The organism is Arthrobacter sp. CG_A4, assembly GCF_035985125.1.
In the GTDB taxonomy this organism is placed as follows: Bacteria; Actinomycetota; Actinomycetes; order Actinomycetales; family Micrococcaceae; genus Arthrobacter.
This window is the reverse complement of sequence record NZ_JAXCID010000009.1, coordinates 72,452-86,760: the sequence shown is the minus strand read 5'-3', so window position 1 is coordinate 86,760 and position 14,309 is coordinate 72,452. Positions and strand designations below refer to the sequence as shown.

13 protein-coding genes are annotated in these 14,309 nt (G+C 67.2%); 11 read left to right on the top strand and 2 right to left on the bottom strand.

The window, feature by feature from the left end:
- Nucleotides 1-2: 2 nt before the first annotated feature.
- The 9 genes from RCH07_RS06035 (at nt 3) to RCH07_RS05995 (ending at nt 8,851) form a co-directional block, all read left to right on the top strand.
- Nucleotides 3-1,394: a TrkH family potassium uptake protein gene (locus RCH07_RS06035; protein ID WP_326966572.1), complete on the top strand. Its 1,392-nt coding sequence runs from the start codon at nt 3-5 to the stop codon at nt 1,392-1,394.
- Nucleotides 1,387-2,079 (top strand): potassium channel family protein, encoded by a 693-nt coding sequence (locus RCH07_RS06030; RefSeq protein WP_326966571.1) that lies wholly within the window; start codon nt 1,387-1,389, stop codon nt 2,077-2,079. Before RCH07_RS06035 ends, RCH07_RS06030 begins: the two co-directional genes overlap by 8 nt.
- A gap of 77 nt (nt 2,080-2,156) precedes the next feature.
- Entirely contained in the window at nt 2,157-3,506 is a 1,350-nt protein-coding gene (gene nhaA, locus RCH07_RS06025; protein ID WP_326966570.1) for a Na+/H+ antiporter NhaA, read from the top strand.
- Nucleotides 3,507-3,656: 150 nt separating this feature from the next.
- A complete protein-coding gene (locus RCH07_RS06020) occupies nt 3,657-4,622 on the top strand; it encodes a carbohydrate kinase family protein (protein WP_326966569.1) in 966 nt (321 codons plus the stop codon).
- A 155-nt stretch (nt 4,623-4,777) separates the two neighbouring features.
- On the top strand, nt 4,778-5,596 hold the full coding sequence (locus RCH07_RS06015) for an HAD family hydrolase (RefSeq protein ID WP_326966568.1): 819 nt from the start codon (nt 4,778-4,780) through the stop codon (nt 5,594-5,596).
- 211 nt (nt 5,597-5,807) lie between these two features.
- Complete coding sequence (locus RCH07_RS06010; protein WP_326966567.1) at nt 5,808-6,056, top strand: hypothetical protein; 249 nt, start codon at nt 5,808-5,810, stop codon at nt 6,054-6,056.
- Nucleotides 6,057-6,095: 39 nt separating this feature from the next.
- Complete coding sequence (locus RCH07_RS06005; protein WP_442784778.1) at nt 6,096-6,917, top strand: glycerophosphodiester phosphodiesterase; 822 nt, start codon at nt 6,096-6,098, stop codon at nt 6,915-6,917.
- Nucleotides 6,918-7,007: 90 nt separating this feature from the next.
- Nucleotides 7,008-8,132, top strand: a complete 1,125-nt coding sequence (locus RCH07_RS06000) for a glycerate kinase (protein ID WP_326966566.1) — start codon at nt 7,008-7,010, stop codon at nt 8,130-8,132.
- A gap of 200 nt (nt 8,133-8,332) precedes the next feature.
- Nucleotides 8,333-8,851, top strand: a complete 519-nt coding sequence (locus tag RCH07_RS05995; RefSeq protein WP_326966565.1) for a hypothetical protein — start codon at nt 8,333-8,335, stop codon at nt 8,849-8,851.
- A 79-nt stretch (nt 8,852-8,930) separates the two neighbouring features.
- Here the strand turns inward: RCH07_RS05995 and RCH07_RS05990 are convergent, their stop codons facing one another.
- Nucleotides 8,931-10,286: a uracil-xanthine permease family protein gene (locus tag RCH07_RS05990; protein ID WP_326966564.1), complete on the bottom strand. Its 1,356-nt coding sequence runs from the start codon at nt 10,284-10,286 to the stop codon at nt 8,931-8,933.
- A gap of 285 nt (nt 10,287-10,571) precedes the next feature.
- Between RCH07_RS05990 and RCH07_RS05985 the strand changes: the two genes are divergently transcribed.
- A complete protein-coding gene (locus RCH07_RS05985) occupies nt 10,572-11,114 on the top strand; it encodes a 2'-5' RNA ligase family protein (protein ID WP_326966563.1) in 543 nt (180 codons plus the stop codon).
- A gap of 200 nt (nt 11,115-11,314) precedes the next feature.
- Entirely contained in the window at nt 11,315-12,481 is a 1,167-nt protein-coding gene (locus tag RCH07_RS05980) for a GGDEF domain-containing protein (protein ID WP_326966562.1), read from the top strand.
- A 39-nt stretch (nt 12,482-12,520) separates the two neighbouring features.
- Here the strand turns inward: RCH07_RS05980 and pgm are convergent, their stop codons facing one another.
- Nucleotides 12,521-14,194 carry a phosphoglucomutase (alpha-D-glucose-1,6-bisphosphate-dependent) gene (gene pgm / locus RCH07_RS05975; protein WP_326966561.1) on the bottom strand — a complete coding sequence of 558 codons (1,674 nt, stop codon included), beginning with the start codon at nt 14,192-14,194 and terminating at the stop codon, nt 12,521-12,523.
- Nucleotides 14,195-14,309 lie beyond the last annotated feature (115 nt).

Sequence of the window (14,309 nt, the reverse complement as noted above, 5' to 3'; positions counted from 1 at the left end):
CTATGCAAGCTGAAGTTCCCGCGTTCCTGCACGCCCTGGCAACGGGCGTCACCAAGTTCGTCCGGTCCTTCGCGCCGCGCCACCCTGCCCAGGTGATCGTCCTCGGCTTCGCCGGTGCAGTGGCCGCCGGCACCGTACTGCTCCTGCTCCCGGTGGCCAAGGCAGGCGAGGGTGGGGCGACGTTTCTGCAAGCGCTGTTCACTGCCACCTCCTCGATCTGCGTCACCGGCCTGATTACCGTGGACACGCCGGTCTTCTGGACCGGATTCGGCCAGGTGGTCATCCTCGTCCTGATCCAGATCGGCGGTTTTGGTGTTATGTCGTTTGGCACGCTGCTGGGCGTCCTGACCGCCCGCAGGCTGGGGCTGAAGTCCCGGATATCCGCTGCCACGGAAACGAAGAGCAGCGGCTTCGGCGACGTCCGCCGCGTGCTGGTCGGCGTGCTGCTCATCAGCCTCGCCGTGGAAGCGGCCCTGGCGCTGATTCTCAGCATCCGGTTTATGGCCGGGTACGGCTATCCGCTGGGCAAGGCGGCCTGGCACGGGGTCTTCCACTCAATTTCGTCCTTCAACAACGCCGGCTTTGCCCTGTACTCGGACAACCTGATGGGGTTCGTCGGCGACCCCTGGATCTGCCTGCCGATAGCCGCCGCGGTGATCATCGGCGGACTCGGATTCCCGGTCCTCTTCGAACTGGGCCGACATTACCGGCGTCCGATCCACTGGAGCATGAACACGAAGCTCGTCCTCGTCGGTTCAGCCATCCTCCTGGTAGGCGGCACCGTGTTCCTCACCGCCGTCGAATGGGCGAATCCGGCAACCCTCGGCGGACTCCATCCTGCCGAGCGGGTGCTGGCCGGCTTCTTCCAGTCCGTCATTACCCGCACCGCGGGCTTCAACAGCGTCGATATAGCCCAGATGAATCCGGTTTCCTGGCTGGGCATGGACATCCTCATGTTCATCGGCGGCGGCCCGGCCGGTACTGCCGGAGGCCTGAAGATCACCACCTTCGCTGTGCTGTTCTTCATCCTCAGCACCGAACTGCGGGGTGGAACGGCCGTGAACATTTTCGGCAAGCGGCTGTCCCGCGCCGTCCACCGCCAGGCCATCACCGTGGTGCTCCTGGCGATCGCCCTGGTCACGGGATCCACGATGTTCCTGATGCTGATCACCGACTTCGGGCAGGAGCGGATTCTTTTCGAGGTCATCTCGGCCTTCGCCACGGTGGGGCTGTCCACCGGCATCACCGCCGCAATCCCTCCCGCGGGCCAGCTCGTCCTGATCCTGCTGATGTTTGTCGGGAGGCTGGGTCCGGTGACGCTCGGCGCGGCGCTGGCCCTGCGCGAACGACCCACACTCTACGAGTACCCCAAGGAAAGGCCCCTCATTGGCTAGGAATATCTTTTCGTCCCACTCCGCCGCCAGCGACAAGGCATCCTCGGTGGTGGTGATCGGCCTCGGCCGTTTTGGCGGTTCGCTGGCCCTGGAACTGGAGGCGCAGGGTACCGAAGTGCTCGGCATCGACTCCAACGAAGAAATCGTTCAGTCCTTTAATCGACGCCTCACGCATGTGGTCAGGGCCGATTCCACCAAGGAGGAGGTGCTGCGCCAGCTCTCCGTCCACGAATTCGACCGGGCGGTGGTCGGGATCGGCTCGGATATCGAAGCCAGCATCCTGACGACCTCCCGGATCCTGAAATTCCAGCATCCCCAGATCTGGGCCAAGGCCATCAGTGAACCGCACGCCGAGATCCTGGGCCAGCTCGGCGTCGAGCACGTCATCCGGCCGGAGCACGACATGGGCAAGCGCGTCGCGCACCTGGTCCTCGGCTCGATTCTTGACTATGTGGAATTCGAGGACGATTTCGTGATGATCCGGACCAGCCCGCCCGCCGGCGTACGCGACCGGCCGCTGGGAGTACTGGGCCTCCGGGACAAGTACGGCATCACCATCGTGGCAGTCAAACGTCCCGGCGGGATCTGGGGCCACACGACCGCGCAGACGGTGCTCTACGACGACGACCAGATCATCGTCCAGGGCAGCAAGGCCAAAGCCGAACGCTTCAGCACCCTGGCCTGACCCACTAGACTGGGGTGCAGGTGCGCCGGGAAGTCTGGTCGGCATAGTTCTGTCGACCCAACTTTTAGGACTCCCGTATGAGCCCCACACCTCCCCCCCGCCCCCGCCTCACCACAGTCCTGGGCCGCGGAAGCTACGCCGAATTCCTCCGGATCGGCGAGATCCTCCGCAAGGAGACGGTCGGCGGCGCCTTGCTCGTCGCAGCCGCCGTGATCGCCCTCATCTGGGCCAACTCGCCGGTTTCGGAGAGCTACTTCGCCCTGCGCGACTTCAAGATCGGCTACGAGCCGTGGCATCTTGAACTGAGCCTCGGCACGTGGGCCGCCGACGGGCTGCTCGCCATCTTCTTCTTCCTGGTGGGCCTTGAACTTAAACGCGAGTTCATTGCCGGGGACCTGCGGCAGCTGAGCAAGTCGATTGTGCCGGTCGCTGCGGCAGTGGGCGGCGTCATCATCCCGGCGGTTATCTACGCCGTCGTCAACCTCGCGAGCCCGGAGACCCTGCGGGGCTGGGCGATTCCCACTGCCACGGACATCGCGTTCGCCGTCGCCGTGCTGGCCATCATCGGCTCGCATCTGCCCAGCGCCCTGCGCATCTTCCTGCTCACTCTGGCTGTGGTGGACGACCTGATCGCCATCACCATCATCGCCATCTTCTACTCCAGTGACATCCAGGCCCTGCCGCTGCTGTGGGCGCTCATTCCGCTGGCCCTTTACACCTTCCTGGCCCAGAAGTACCGGCGGTTCTTCGGCGTCAACGCACAAGCCGCCTGGATCATCCTGCTGCCGCTGGGCCTCGCTACCTGGGTCCTGGTGCACGCCTCCGGGATCCACGCCACCGTGGCCGGCGTCCTGCTGGGGTTCGCCATCCCGGTGCTGCGGTCACAGGCGAGCGGCGGGCCGGACGCCGGACCCGGCCTGGCCGAAATCTTCGAACACCGCTCCCGCCCGATCTCCGCCGGAATCGCCGTCCCGATCTTTGCGTTCTTCTCCGCCGGAGTGGCCGTGGGTGGCTGGGAAGGACTCGGCTCGGCCCTGACTGACCCTGTGGCCGTTGGTATCATTCTGGCCCTCGTCCTGGGCAAACCAATCGGGATCCTGGGCACCACCTGGCTGCTGACCAAAGCCACCCGGGCAACGCTGGACAGCTCGCTTAAGTGGATCGACATCTTCGGCGTGGCACTTCTGGCCGGGATTGGTTTCACGGTTTCCCTGCTGGTGGCCGAGCTGAGCTTCGGGCACGGCAACATCCACGATGACCACGCCAAGGTGGGGATCCTCGCGGCCTCGGTGCTGGCCGCCCTGCTGGCCACCGCCGTGCTGCGCACCCGGAACCGCCACTACCGGAAGGCGGAGGAGGAAGAGAAGATCGACTCCGACCACGACGGCATTCCGGATGTCTACCAGCAGGGCGGCTCCGAACGATAGCCCGTCCAGCGGGGCCCCCGGGACTACCCCGGAAACGGCGCAGGAACTTTCGGGCGCCGGCAACATTGGCTTCGGCGAGACCGGCCGCTGGCGACATTGGCTTCGGCGATACTGACGCCCCGGGTCGGGGTTTTCTGGCAGAGTATGAGCATGCTCACAGTTATTGGCGAGGGCCTTGTTGATGTGGTCCAGCGTTCCACCGGTACCCAGGCCCACGTCGGCGGAAGCCCCCTCAATGTGGCGGTGGGGCTTGCGAGGCTGGACCATCCGGTGCAGTTCATCGGCCGCTACGGCCGCGACGCCTACGGTGAATCTGTTGCGGCGCACCTGAAGAGCAGTTCCGTGCTGTCCCCGATGGGGCCGGACGGGCTGCCGACGTCCGTGGCCACCGCCCTGATCGACGACGACGGCGCTGCCAGCTACACCTTCGACCTCGCCTGGGAGCTGCCCGGCCTCGCGGACCGGCTGCCGTTCCTGCTGCAGGGCACAACGCTGCTGCACACCGGCTCGATCGCCACCATGCTGGCGCCCGGCGCCGCCGAGGTGCTCGCCGCCGTCGAGCATGCCCATTCTTTGGCGACGATCAGCTTTGATCCGAACTGCCGGCCCAGCATCATCACGGACGTTGCCTACGCGCGCCGGCAGGCCGAAAAATTCGTTGCGCTGGCCGACGTGGTCAAGGCTTCCGACGAGGACCTTGAATGGCTGTATCCGGGTGCGGATCCGCTGGATTCGGCTCGCCGCTGGCTCTCACCCGCCGGTTCCGAAGGCCCGGCCATGGTGGTGGTAACCCGCGGTGCCAAAGGGCCCTGGGGCGTCACCGCTTCCGGCGAAACGCACTTCCCCGCGCCTTCCGTGACCGTGGCGGATACGGTCGGGGCCGGGGATTCCTTCATGGCGGCGTTGCTGTCCGGCGTGGTGGATCTGGGCCTGGTCGGGGCGCAGAACCGCAAGAACCTCCGTGGGATTTCCGCCGGCAGCCTCCGAAAACTCCTGGCCCGTGCCGCCTTCGCGGCAGCCGTGACGGTGTCCCGGGCCGGCGCCAACCCGCCCAGCCGCGCGGAACTGAACCGGATGGAGCAAAGGGCGCAGGCCCCGGACGGCACCGGCACCTAACAGGCCCGTTTCGACGGTTCCGTGCGCACTCGACGTAAACAAGCGTCGAGCGCGCACGGAACCGTCGAAATGGCGCCCGCAGGACGGTGGGCCCCCCATGCGCCAGGCTGCGCGGAATGGGAACCCGCCCCGGCCCGCCGACGTAGACTGGCGGTATGCGGCTGGTAGCAAGTGATATTGACGGAACGATCCTCGGCCACGATGGCAGAATCAGTGACCGGACGGTCCGGGCGTTCCATGCCTGCCGCGATGCCGGAGTGGAACTCGTCTTCGTCACCGGACGTCCGCCACGCTGGCTCCACCCCCTGCAGGACCGGCTGGGCCACACCGGAACCGTCATCTGCTCCAACGGCGCGGTGGTCTGGGACCTGGCGGCGGACCGGATGGTGTCGGCCCGGGGCCTACAGCTCGACGCCGTCTTCGAGGCCCGCCGGATCATCCAGCGCCTGCGCCCCGCGGCGTTGTTCGCGGCCGAAACGCTGACCGGCTTCCACCTCGAGCCGGGGTTCCTCGAGAACGGCTCAAGCAGGCTGCTCGCCGAATTCACCCCCGCGCCGCTGCACAGCACCCTCTCGGCGGACGACTCCGTGGTGAAGTTCCTCGCTATCGTCCGGGAGGGCAGCGCCGATGAATTCCTGGCCGAGGTGACGCCCGCCGTCGCGCATCTGGCTGCGGCCACCCACTCTGCGCCGAACATGGCACTCCTGGAACTCTCCCTCCCCGGGGTCAACAAGGCCGTCACCCTCGCAGAATACGCTGCCGGACTGGGTATCGGATCAAATGACGTGGTGGCATTCGGGGACATGCCCAACGACATTGAGATGCTGCGCTGGGCCGGTGACGGCTACGCGATGGCCAGTGGGCACCCGGAGGCCATCCGCGCCGCTGGCCAGCAGGCCCCGCATTTCGACGACGACGGTGTTGCCCAGATCCTCGAGGCCAAGCTCGCAGCCCTGGGCGTCCGGCTGCCCTGAGCCGGGATCGGCGGCCCGCGGCCCCCGCGGCCCGCGGCCCCCGCGGCCCCCGGCCCCCGCGGCCCCCGCGGCCCGCCGGCCGCCGCGGCCCGCCGGCCGCCGCGCCGCACCGCACCCGCGGCACCGACTCACGGCTTTCGGTCAACTGGCGTTCATCTTCGCCTCCTACGCTGAAGATTCGCGACAGATTATTCACTGATGGTGGGGAATTATGGCCAAGTACCGCACACACAACCTGCACGAACAGCCCCTGCGCCGGGTGGATCCGGATGCCCGGTGGCGGAGCCTTCGGCAGGGTGACCGCATCCGCGTGCGCCTGGCGCCGGGCTATGAAACGGGCGGCCAGGTACATGCCGTCACTTCGGATCACACCGCCGTCTGGGTAGACCTCGACGGCGGACGCGGCCGCACGCTGCTGCACTGCAGCGATGGCGTCGAAATCCTCCCGCACGCTTCCTGATCCGGACACCCGGGCGGACTGCTCCGGTACGCTTCAGGGGTGACGAACCCGCATCCCTTTTTCGCCCCCGGCGGCCCGGGCGACGACGGTGATGCCGTGCCGGGAGTACCCCTCGCCATGGCTCACCGCGGTTTTTCCCGGGACGGCTTGGAAAACTCCATGGCCGCGTTCCGCGCCGCCGTCGAACTGGGGTACCGGCACCTGGAAACCGATGTCCACACCACCGCCGACGGCGTCCTGCTGTTGTTCCACGACGACACCCTGGACCGTGTCACGGACGGCAGCGGCCGGATCTCGGAGCTTTCCGCCGAGACTGTTGCCCGCGCCAGGATCAGCGGGGCCGAGCCCATCCCGCTTTTCGAGGAACTCGTCACTGCCTTTCCGGAGGTCCGACTAAATCTCGACGTCAAGGACTGGAGGTCGGTGGACGCCCTGGCTGCGGCGATCGAACGTTACGGACTGCATGACCGCGTGCTGATTGCCAGCTTCTCGGACCGCCGACGCCGTGCCGTGCTGAAACAGCTGAGCCGGCCCGCCGCGGGCTCGGCCGGAATCGTGTCCAATGCCTTGTTTGTCCTGCTCGGCCCGGTGCTGCCGGATCCCTTCCTGCGCCTCGTGGCGGCACGCGCGCTCCGCGGCGTCCACGCCCTGCAGGTCCCCGTCAGTTACGGCGCCGTAACTGTGGTGACGCCAGGATTCGTCCGGCGGGCCCACCGGCACGGCCTGCACGTGCATGTCTGGACCGTCAATGATCCCGCCGAAATGCACCGGCTCCTGAACCTCGGCGTTGACGGGATCGTCACGGACCGCGCCGACCTGCTCAAGGAAGTCCTGCAGGAACGCGGCAGCTGGCGGCCCTAACGGCCGGGCGCCTGACGCCTGGCGCCTGGCGCACACCGGACGACGGCCGGCCGGGCAGCCGCTGTCTGCGGCTGCTGGCAGGATAGAGCCATGCGTATCCTCATCGCCCCGGACAAGTTCAAGGGCTCCCTCACCGCCGCCGAAGCCGCCGCAGCCATCGCCGAAGGCGCCCTGCGCGTCTACCCCGACGCCGAGGCTCTCCAGTTTCCGGTCGCCGACGGCGGCGAAGGGACGCTTGACGCGGCTATCGCCGCCGGATACGAAGAGCGGATTAACGCCGTCGTCGGCCCGATCCTGGCGCCCGTCGGCGCCGCGTGGGCCCTCCGCCAGGACGCCTTTGGCGGCGGCACCGCAGTGATCGAAACCGCGCAGGCTTCCGGACTGGCGCACATGGACCCGACTCCGGCCAATGCCCTGCGCGCCCACAGCTACGGCTGCGGCCAGCTTATCGCCGCGGCACTGGACGCCGGCGCCACCGAGATTGTGCTGGGCTTGGGCGGCTCGGCCATGAGCGACGGCGGAAGCGGCGCCCTCCGCGCGCTGGGACTCAAGCCGCTCGACGCCGCCGGCAACGTGGTCCCGCTGGGCGGCGGTTTCCTCGCGGACGTGGTCTCGGTGGATACCAGCGGCCTCGACCCGCGGCTGACCGCCGTGCGGTTCCGGATCGCCGTCGACGTCCGGAACCCGCTGTTCGGCAGTGACGGAGCCGCCCATGTCTTCGCCCCGCAGAAGGGTGCGGACGGGGATGCCGTGGAACTGCTTGACGCAGGTCTGCGGAACTGGGCCTCGGTGCTGCGCGGTGCGACCGGCCGGGACGTCAACGTTCCGGGCGCCGGTGCGGCCGGCGGCTTCCCGGCGTCGTTCATGGCCTTTGGCAACGCGGCGCTGGAAGGCGGCTTCGAGCTGGTCGCCGGACTCACCGGCCTCGCCGGGAAGCTCGCCCGGGCGGACCTCGTGATCACCGGTGAGGGTTCGCTGGACTCCCAGTCGCTCACCGGCAAGGCACCGATTGCGCTGGCCGACGCAGCGCAGAAACTGGGGATCCCGGTGATCGTGGTGGCCGGGCGGATCTTGGTCACTCCGGAGGACCTCGCCAGACACGGCGTGGTAGCCGCCGTGCAACTGCTGGACCTCGCCGGAAGCCCGGCCGACGCCGTCGCCAATGCCGCGAAGTACCTCACCCGGGCTACCAGCCAGGCACTCGAAGGGGCCTGATGCAGGCCGCGGCGCGCGAGGGACCCCGGGACCCCGAATGATTCGAGCCAGTACTAAGGTTGCTGATTATGTTTCGGATAGGGTGGAACTGTTGACTACGAAGGAAAAGATCCGAGCGGCCGGTTTGCGCCGGTCGCCGGGGAAACTCCCTCGAAAACCGACACCTTGGGCAGGCGGACAATGTGTGATGGAGGATCGAAATGACTCAGGACAACCAGCATGAGCCCCTCGAAGAGACCGGCGGCTATGGAACGCCGACGGCAGAACAGGAATTGCCCGGCGGAGATGCGAAGAACTTCGCCCAGCCCCGTGAGGAAGAGGCCTTCGACGCCGCCGGACTCAGCCAGGACAGCCCGGACGGGGAGACCTACCCGGCCGGTGCCCCGGACCTGAGCCAGTTCGGCGCCGAAGACCAGGACAGTGCAGGAGAACCCGGGGCAGGACGCTTCGGAGGAACGGAGGACCAAATGAGTTCAGAGAACGCCAGCACAACTCCCGGCTACGACGCCGACGCTTCGGAGAATTCCGAGGTGGCCATGCCGTCAGCGGAGGCCGAGATGGATGACTCCAACACCGAAGAGCCCGACGCCGGGCGGCCGTTCTCCTCGGAGCCCGGCCAGGACGCCGCGGGACTGCCCGACGGCTCCGGGACGGACCAGCCGGAGAGTGAGACTCCGAACGACGCCAGTGACGAAGAGGCACCGTTCGACGCCGGCTAACCCGCTCGGCGGCTGGGGGCCGGCACCCTGCCAGCATCCGGTGGCAGGACGCCGGCCTGTCCGCTGGGTCCGGGAGCGCTTAGCGCCGTTTCTTGGGCGCACGCTTCGCCGCAGCGTTGGCGGCGGCTTTCGACGCAGCCACAGCAGCGGGCTCCTCGGTTTCCGGCTCCGCGACCGTGCCGCGGGCTTTCGCGATGGCCTTCATACCGTGGTAGATCACCAGCGCCGCGGCAGAACCCAGTGCGATACCGGTGAACTTCAGGTCCCCGATGGTCCAGGTGTAGTCCGCGATGCCGACGATCAGCGCTACGGCGGCCGTGGTCAGGTTGATGGGATTGGAGAAGTTCACTTTGTTCTGCACCCAGATCTTCACGCCCAGGACCCCGATCATGCCGTACAGCATGGTGGCCGCACCGCCCAGCACGCCGGCCGGGACGGTGGCGATGAGTTCGCCGAACTTCGGCGAGAAGCTCAGGACTACGGCGAAGACGCCGGCCACCCAGTAGGCCGCCGTCGAATACACCTTGGTGGCGGCCATCACGCCGATGTTTTCCGCGTAGGTGGTGGTGCCCGATCCGCCGCCCAGGCCTGCCAGTACGGTGGCGGCGCCGTCGGCCATCAGCGCACGTCCGGAGACGCCGTCGAGGTTCTGGCCGGTCATGGCCGCAACGGATTTCACATGGCCGATGTTCTCGGCCACAAGTACCAGCACCACCGGTACGAATAGGCCGATGACGCCGGGGTGGAACTCGGGGGTCTGGAAGTGCGGCAGCCCCACCCACGCCGCTGCGTCGATCTTCGAGAAATCCACTTCGCCGCGGAGCATCGCCACAAGGTAGCCCACCACGACGCCTACCAGGATGCTCAGCCGGCCCACGATGCCGCGGAAGAACACACTCACCAGGATGATCGTGGCCAGCGTGATCAGGGCCGTGATCGGGGCGGCGTCGAAATTGTTCTTCGCGGCGGGGGCGAGGTTGAGGCCGATCAGCCCCACGATGGCGCCGGTGACGATCGGCGGCATCAGCCGGTTGATCCACCCCGCGCCGAACTTCTGCACCACTGCACCGATGATCGCCAGCGCGACGCCGGCCAGCACCACGCCGCCGAGCGCACCGGCGACGCCGTACTGCTGCTGTGAGGCCATGATCGGGGCGATAAAAGCGAAACTGGAGCCCAGGTAGCTGGGCACGCGGCCTCTGGTGATGACCAGGAACAGCAGCGTTCCGATGCCCGAGAAGAACAAGGTGGTGGCCGGAGGCATGCCCGTGATGATCGGGACCAGGAAGGTGGCGCCGAACATAGCGACAACGTGCTGCATCCCCACGCCGATGGTCAGCGGCCAGGCAAGGCGCTCATCCGGTTTGACGACCTCGCCGGGGCGGATGGACTTGCCGTCGCCGTGGAGCTTCCATTTGGTACCGAGCATGCTCATGGCGGGCCTTTCAAAGAATCAGCGGCGGGGCGGGATGGAATCGTCCGGAGCAACTTTACCGTGCCCGGGTTTCCCGGGAATCCCCAACCCGTCAGGTGCCTCCGGCGGGACCTGACGCGGAGGTGCCCCCGGCACCATGGGGGACAGGCCGGAGGCACTCGGGACGCAATTCTGCGGTTGAGCGCAAGGCCGCATCCGGGGCCGCTTTCCAGTTTAGTCCGGATCCGGGCCTTATCTAGAGGGTAGGCGGTCCGGCTGCGCCAGCTCCGTGGCAGACTTTTTCCCATGCGGAACCTGATTGTTGTGGCCTTTCTGGAGCCCGTTGCCGAGGGGTTCGAATTCCTCCGTGATGACTGGCCGATGCACATCACGCTGGTCAGGTTCGACGTCGCCGATCAGCCACCCGCACCCGCACCCGCACCCGCACCCGCGGGCGAAGCGGACCGGGTGCCGGCCGCCGGCGACCCTCTCGCAGAACGAATTGCCGGACGCCTGACGGAACCGGTCGCGGTGGCGCTCGGCAGCCGGATCACGGCCGGGGGTGAATCAGGTTTCGGCCGGTCCGGGGTCGTCCCGGTCACCCTGATCGCACCGAGCTTGCCGCTGCAGGAACTGCACGAGGCGCTGGTGGCGGTCGTGGCGGAGCTGTCCGGCCGGATCCCCACCCCCGGGTACACGCTGGCGGGATACCGCCCGCATGTGTCCCACCGGGGAGGCGACAGGGTCAGCGAGGGCGACGAACTGGTCCTGAGCTGGATCGCGCTCCTGGACATGGCGCCCGACGGCGGCCACACGACCCGCCGGATCCTCAAGCTCTGGAGCGCCTAAGCAGGGTGTCGTAACAAGCCGCAAAAACAGGCCGTCCGAACTCGGCGGGCGGCCACCGGGCCCAACAGCCTCCGGTGAGGGTCTTGCGGAACTTTTCGGGCGATATGCATGGTTCATTGGCCGGGGTGCGATACTGATGGAAATCGCGGCGCTGGTCGAAACGATCTTGTGTCAACTACGCGCGGACCGGGGGCCTCGATATGGTACTGGACACCTCGACCGTTCGTGTCGTGTTCGCTGTTGTGGCGCTGACGCTGCTGCTGCTGTTCTACTTCCTCAGTTTCCGCCGGACGCGTGCCGCCTACAGCGGCTGGTGGTGTGCGTCGCTGATCCTGCTCCTCACCGGGTCCGCCGCATACCTGCCGGATGGCACGGCGCATCAAGTCTGGGCCAACCCGCTGGGGAACGTGCTGCTGGTCGCCGGCGCCGCGAGTGTGTGGGCCGGTGCCCGTTCACTTCGGACAGCCGCACCCAGGATTTCTTCCCTTGCGGCCGGGCCCGTCGTGGTTGCCGTGGCCTCCGTGCTGGAAAACCCGGCCACCAACAACTGGGCTGGTGGTGCCGTGCTTCTCGGTCTCATGAGCCTGTTGATCGGGCTGTCATCCCGGGAACTCTTCCTGCTGGACTCCACGTACTCCCGGGTGCACCGCACGCTGGCCGTGGGCACGGGCGTCCTGTCCGTCTACTACCTCGGCCGTCTGCTGGCCTTCCTCGTGGAAGGGCGCAACGGTCCGGCGTTCACGACCGTTTTCGGATCCGCGGCCACCACCATCTTCGCCGCCGTGCTGCTGGTGGTGGCATCGTTCACTATGGCCGAACTCAGCTTTGAACAGCAGACCCGGGATCTCCGTGCCCGCGCCACCCTGGATGGGCTGACTGGGCTGTTGAACCGCTCGGCTTTCCTGGACCTTGCCGAGGATGAACTGCGCCGCCTCGACCGCGCCAGAACCACGGCGTCGCTGATCCTGGCCGACCTGGACCATTTCAAGGCCATCAACGACGAGTTCGGGCATTCAGCGGGGGACACGGCACTGCAGGCGTTTGCTGATGCCTGCACCTCCACGGTGCGCTCCTCGGACCTCGTGGGCAGGTACGGCGGAGAGGAATTCATCATCCTGCTGCCGGGCGTGACACCCGACCGGGCCGGGGAAATTGCGGCGGATATCAGTCGCCGGCTCCGGGCCTCCCCGTCAAAACTGATCCCCCGCCTGCCAACCTCAAGCTACGGGATCGCGTCGACGGCGCCGGGCCGGGTGGATCTCGAAGCGATGATCGCCGCTGCGGACGCCGCCCTCTACGAGGCCAAGGCGCTGGGCCGGGACCGCGCGGTGCTGGCCGGCAGCCTCCCGGAGGGTAAATCAGCCTGACTGCCGGTGCCGGCGGCCGCGGTGCGTGGAGGAACGATCCTAGGAAATGACGCCGTCCACCAGTGCCTTTGCCTCGGCCTGGACCTGCTTGAGGTGCTCGGCTCCCTTGAAGGACTCGGCGTAGATCTTGTAGACGTCCTCGGTGCCGGAGGGGCGGGCCGCGAACCAGGCGTTCTCGGTGACCACCTTGAGCCCGCCGATCGCGGCGCCGTTGCCCGGTGCTTCGGTGAGCTTCGCAGTGATGGTCTCGCCGGCGAGTTCCGTGGCGGTGACGTCCGACGCCGAGAGCTTACCCAGCGCTGCCTTCTGCTCCCGGGTGGCCGCGGCATCGATCCTTGCGTACACGGGGTCGCCGAACTGGTCAGTGAGGCCCTTGTAGAGCTGGGACGGCGACTTCCCTGTCACGGCGGTGATTTCCGAGGCCAGCAGGGCCAGCAGGATGCCGTCCTTGTCCGTGGTCCAGACGCTGCCGTCTTTTCTGTTGAAGGACGCGCCGGCGGATTCCTCGCCGCCGAAAGCACCCTCGCCGGAGAGCAGCCCGGGAACGAACCACTTGAAGCCGACCGGGACCTCCACGAGCTTCCGGCCCAGGCTGGCGGCTACACGGTCGATGATCGAGGAAGACACCAGGGTCTTTCCGATCACGGATTGCGGGTTCCAGCCGGTCCGGTGCCGGTAAAGGTAATCGATCGCGACGGCGAGGTAGTGGTTCGGGTTCATCAGCCCGCCGTGTCCATCAACAAAAGGTGTGACGATACCGTGGCGGTCGGCGTCGGCGTCGTTGCCGGTGGCGACGTCAAACGCCGTCTTGCCGGGACCGGCCTCTGACATCCGGTTGATGAGGGAGGCCATCGCTGACGGCGAGGAGCAGTCCATCCTGATCTTTTCGTCCCAGTCGAGGGTCATAAAGGCCCACTGCGGGTCGACAGTGGGGTTGACCACGGTGAGATCCAGGTGGTGTCGTTCGCCGATCTCGCCCCAGTAGTCCACCGAGGCGCCGCCCATCGGGTCGGCGCCGATCCGGACGCCGGCTTCGCGGATCGCGTTGAGGTCCAGGACCGACGGGAGATCATCCACATAGCTGCTGAGGAAGTCGAACTTGCCGGTGGTGCCGGCGCCGAGGGCTTCGGCGAGGGGGGTGCGCTTCACCCCGCGCAGCCCGTTCTCGAGCAATTCGTTGGCGCGGTTGGCGATCCAGCCCGTGGCGTCCGAGTCTGCGGGCCCGCCGTGCGGGGGGTTGTACTTGAAGCCGCCGTCTCCGGGCGGGTTGTGGCTCGGCGTGACAACGATACCGTCGGCCTGCGGAGCCCCGGCGGGGGAATTGTTGTTGTGCGTGAGGATCGCATGGCTCAGCGACGGCGTGGGCGTGTAGCCGTGGCGGGCATCGATCAGCACGTTGACGCCATTCGCCGCGAGCACTTCCAGGGCGGAATTCTGCGCCGGTTCGCTCAGCGCATGGGTGTCCTTGGCCAGGTAAAGCGGGCCGGTGATGCCCTGGCCTGCCCGGTATTCCACGATCGCCTGCGTAATGGCGAGGATGTGCGGTTCGTTGAAGGAGGCTTTCAGACTTGAGCCCCGGTGGCCGGAAGTCCCAAAAACCACCCGCTGGCCCGGGTCCGTCAGATCCGGGGTCACGTCGTAGTACGCATCCAGGAGTGCAGTGAGATCAACAAGGTCTTGGGGTTGGGCAACAGTGCCCGCGCGGCTAGCCATTGCACCAGCATGCCAGACGACGACGGGCCGCAACACGGTTTAGCCGCATTCCGGCCCCTATGACGCAATCATCAGGATCTTTTGAGCGGCGCGGCGGTACCCTGAAGTCAGACAC

What these genes read in the sequence shown, in the direction of transcription:
- RCH07_RS06035 (WP_326966572.1), top strand. Translation starts at nt 3, where the DNA reads ATGCAAGCTGAAGTTCCCGCGTTCCTGCACGCCCTGGCAACGGGCGTC.
- nhaA (WP_326966570.1), top strand. Translation starts at nt 2,157, where the DNA reads ATGAGCCCCACACCTCCCCCCCGCCCCCGCCTCACCACAGTCCTGGGC.
- RCH07_RS06020 (WP_326966569.1), top strand. Translation starts at nt 3,657, where the DNA reads ATGCTCACAGTTATTGGCGAGGGCCTTGTTGATGTGGTCCAGCGTTCC.
- RCH07_RS06015 (WP_326966568.1), top strand. Translation starts at nt 4,778, where the DNA reads ATGCGGCTGGTAGCAAGTGATATTGACGGAACGATCCTCGGCCACGAT.
- RCH07_RS06010 (WP_326966567.1), top strand. Translation starts at nt 5,808, where the DNA reads ATGGCCAAGTACCGCACACACAACCTGCACGAACAGCCCCTGCGCCGG.
- RCH07_RS06000 (WP_326966566.1), top strand. Translation starts at nt 7,008, where the DNA reads ATGCGTATCCTCATCGCCCCGGACAAGTTCAAGGGCTCCCTCACCGCC.
- RCH07_RS05995 (WP_326966565.1), top strand. Translation starts at nt 8,333, where the DNA reads ATGACTCAGGACAACCAGCATGAGCCCCTCGAAGAGACCGGCGGCTAT.
- RCH07_RS05990 (WP_326966564.1), bottom strand. Translation starts at nt 10,286, where the DNA reads ATGAGCATGCTCGGTACCAAATGGAAGCTCCACGGCGACGGCAAGTCC.
- RCH07_RS05985 (WP_326966563.1), top strand. Translation starts at nt 10,572, where the DNA reads ATGCGGAACCTGATTGTTGTGGCCTTTCTGGAGCCCGTTGCCGAGGGG.
- RCH07_RS05980 (WP_326966562.1), top strand. Translation starts at nt 11,315, where the DNA reads ATGGTACTGGACACCTCGACCGTTCGTGTCGTGTTCGCTGTTGTGGCG.
- pgm (WP_326966561.1), bottom strand. Translation starts at nt 14,194, where the DNA reads ATGGCTAGCCGCGCGGGCACTGTTGCCCAACCCCAAGACCTTGTTGAT.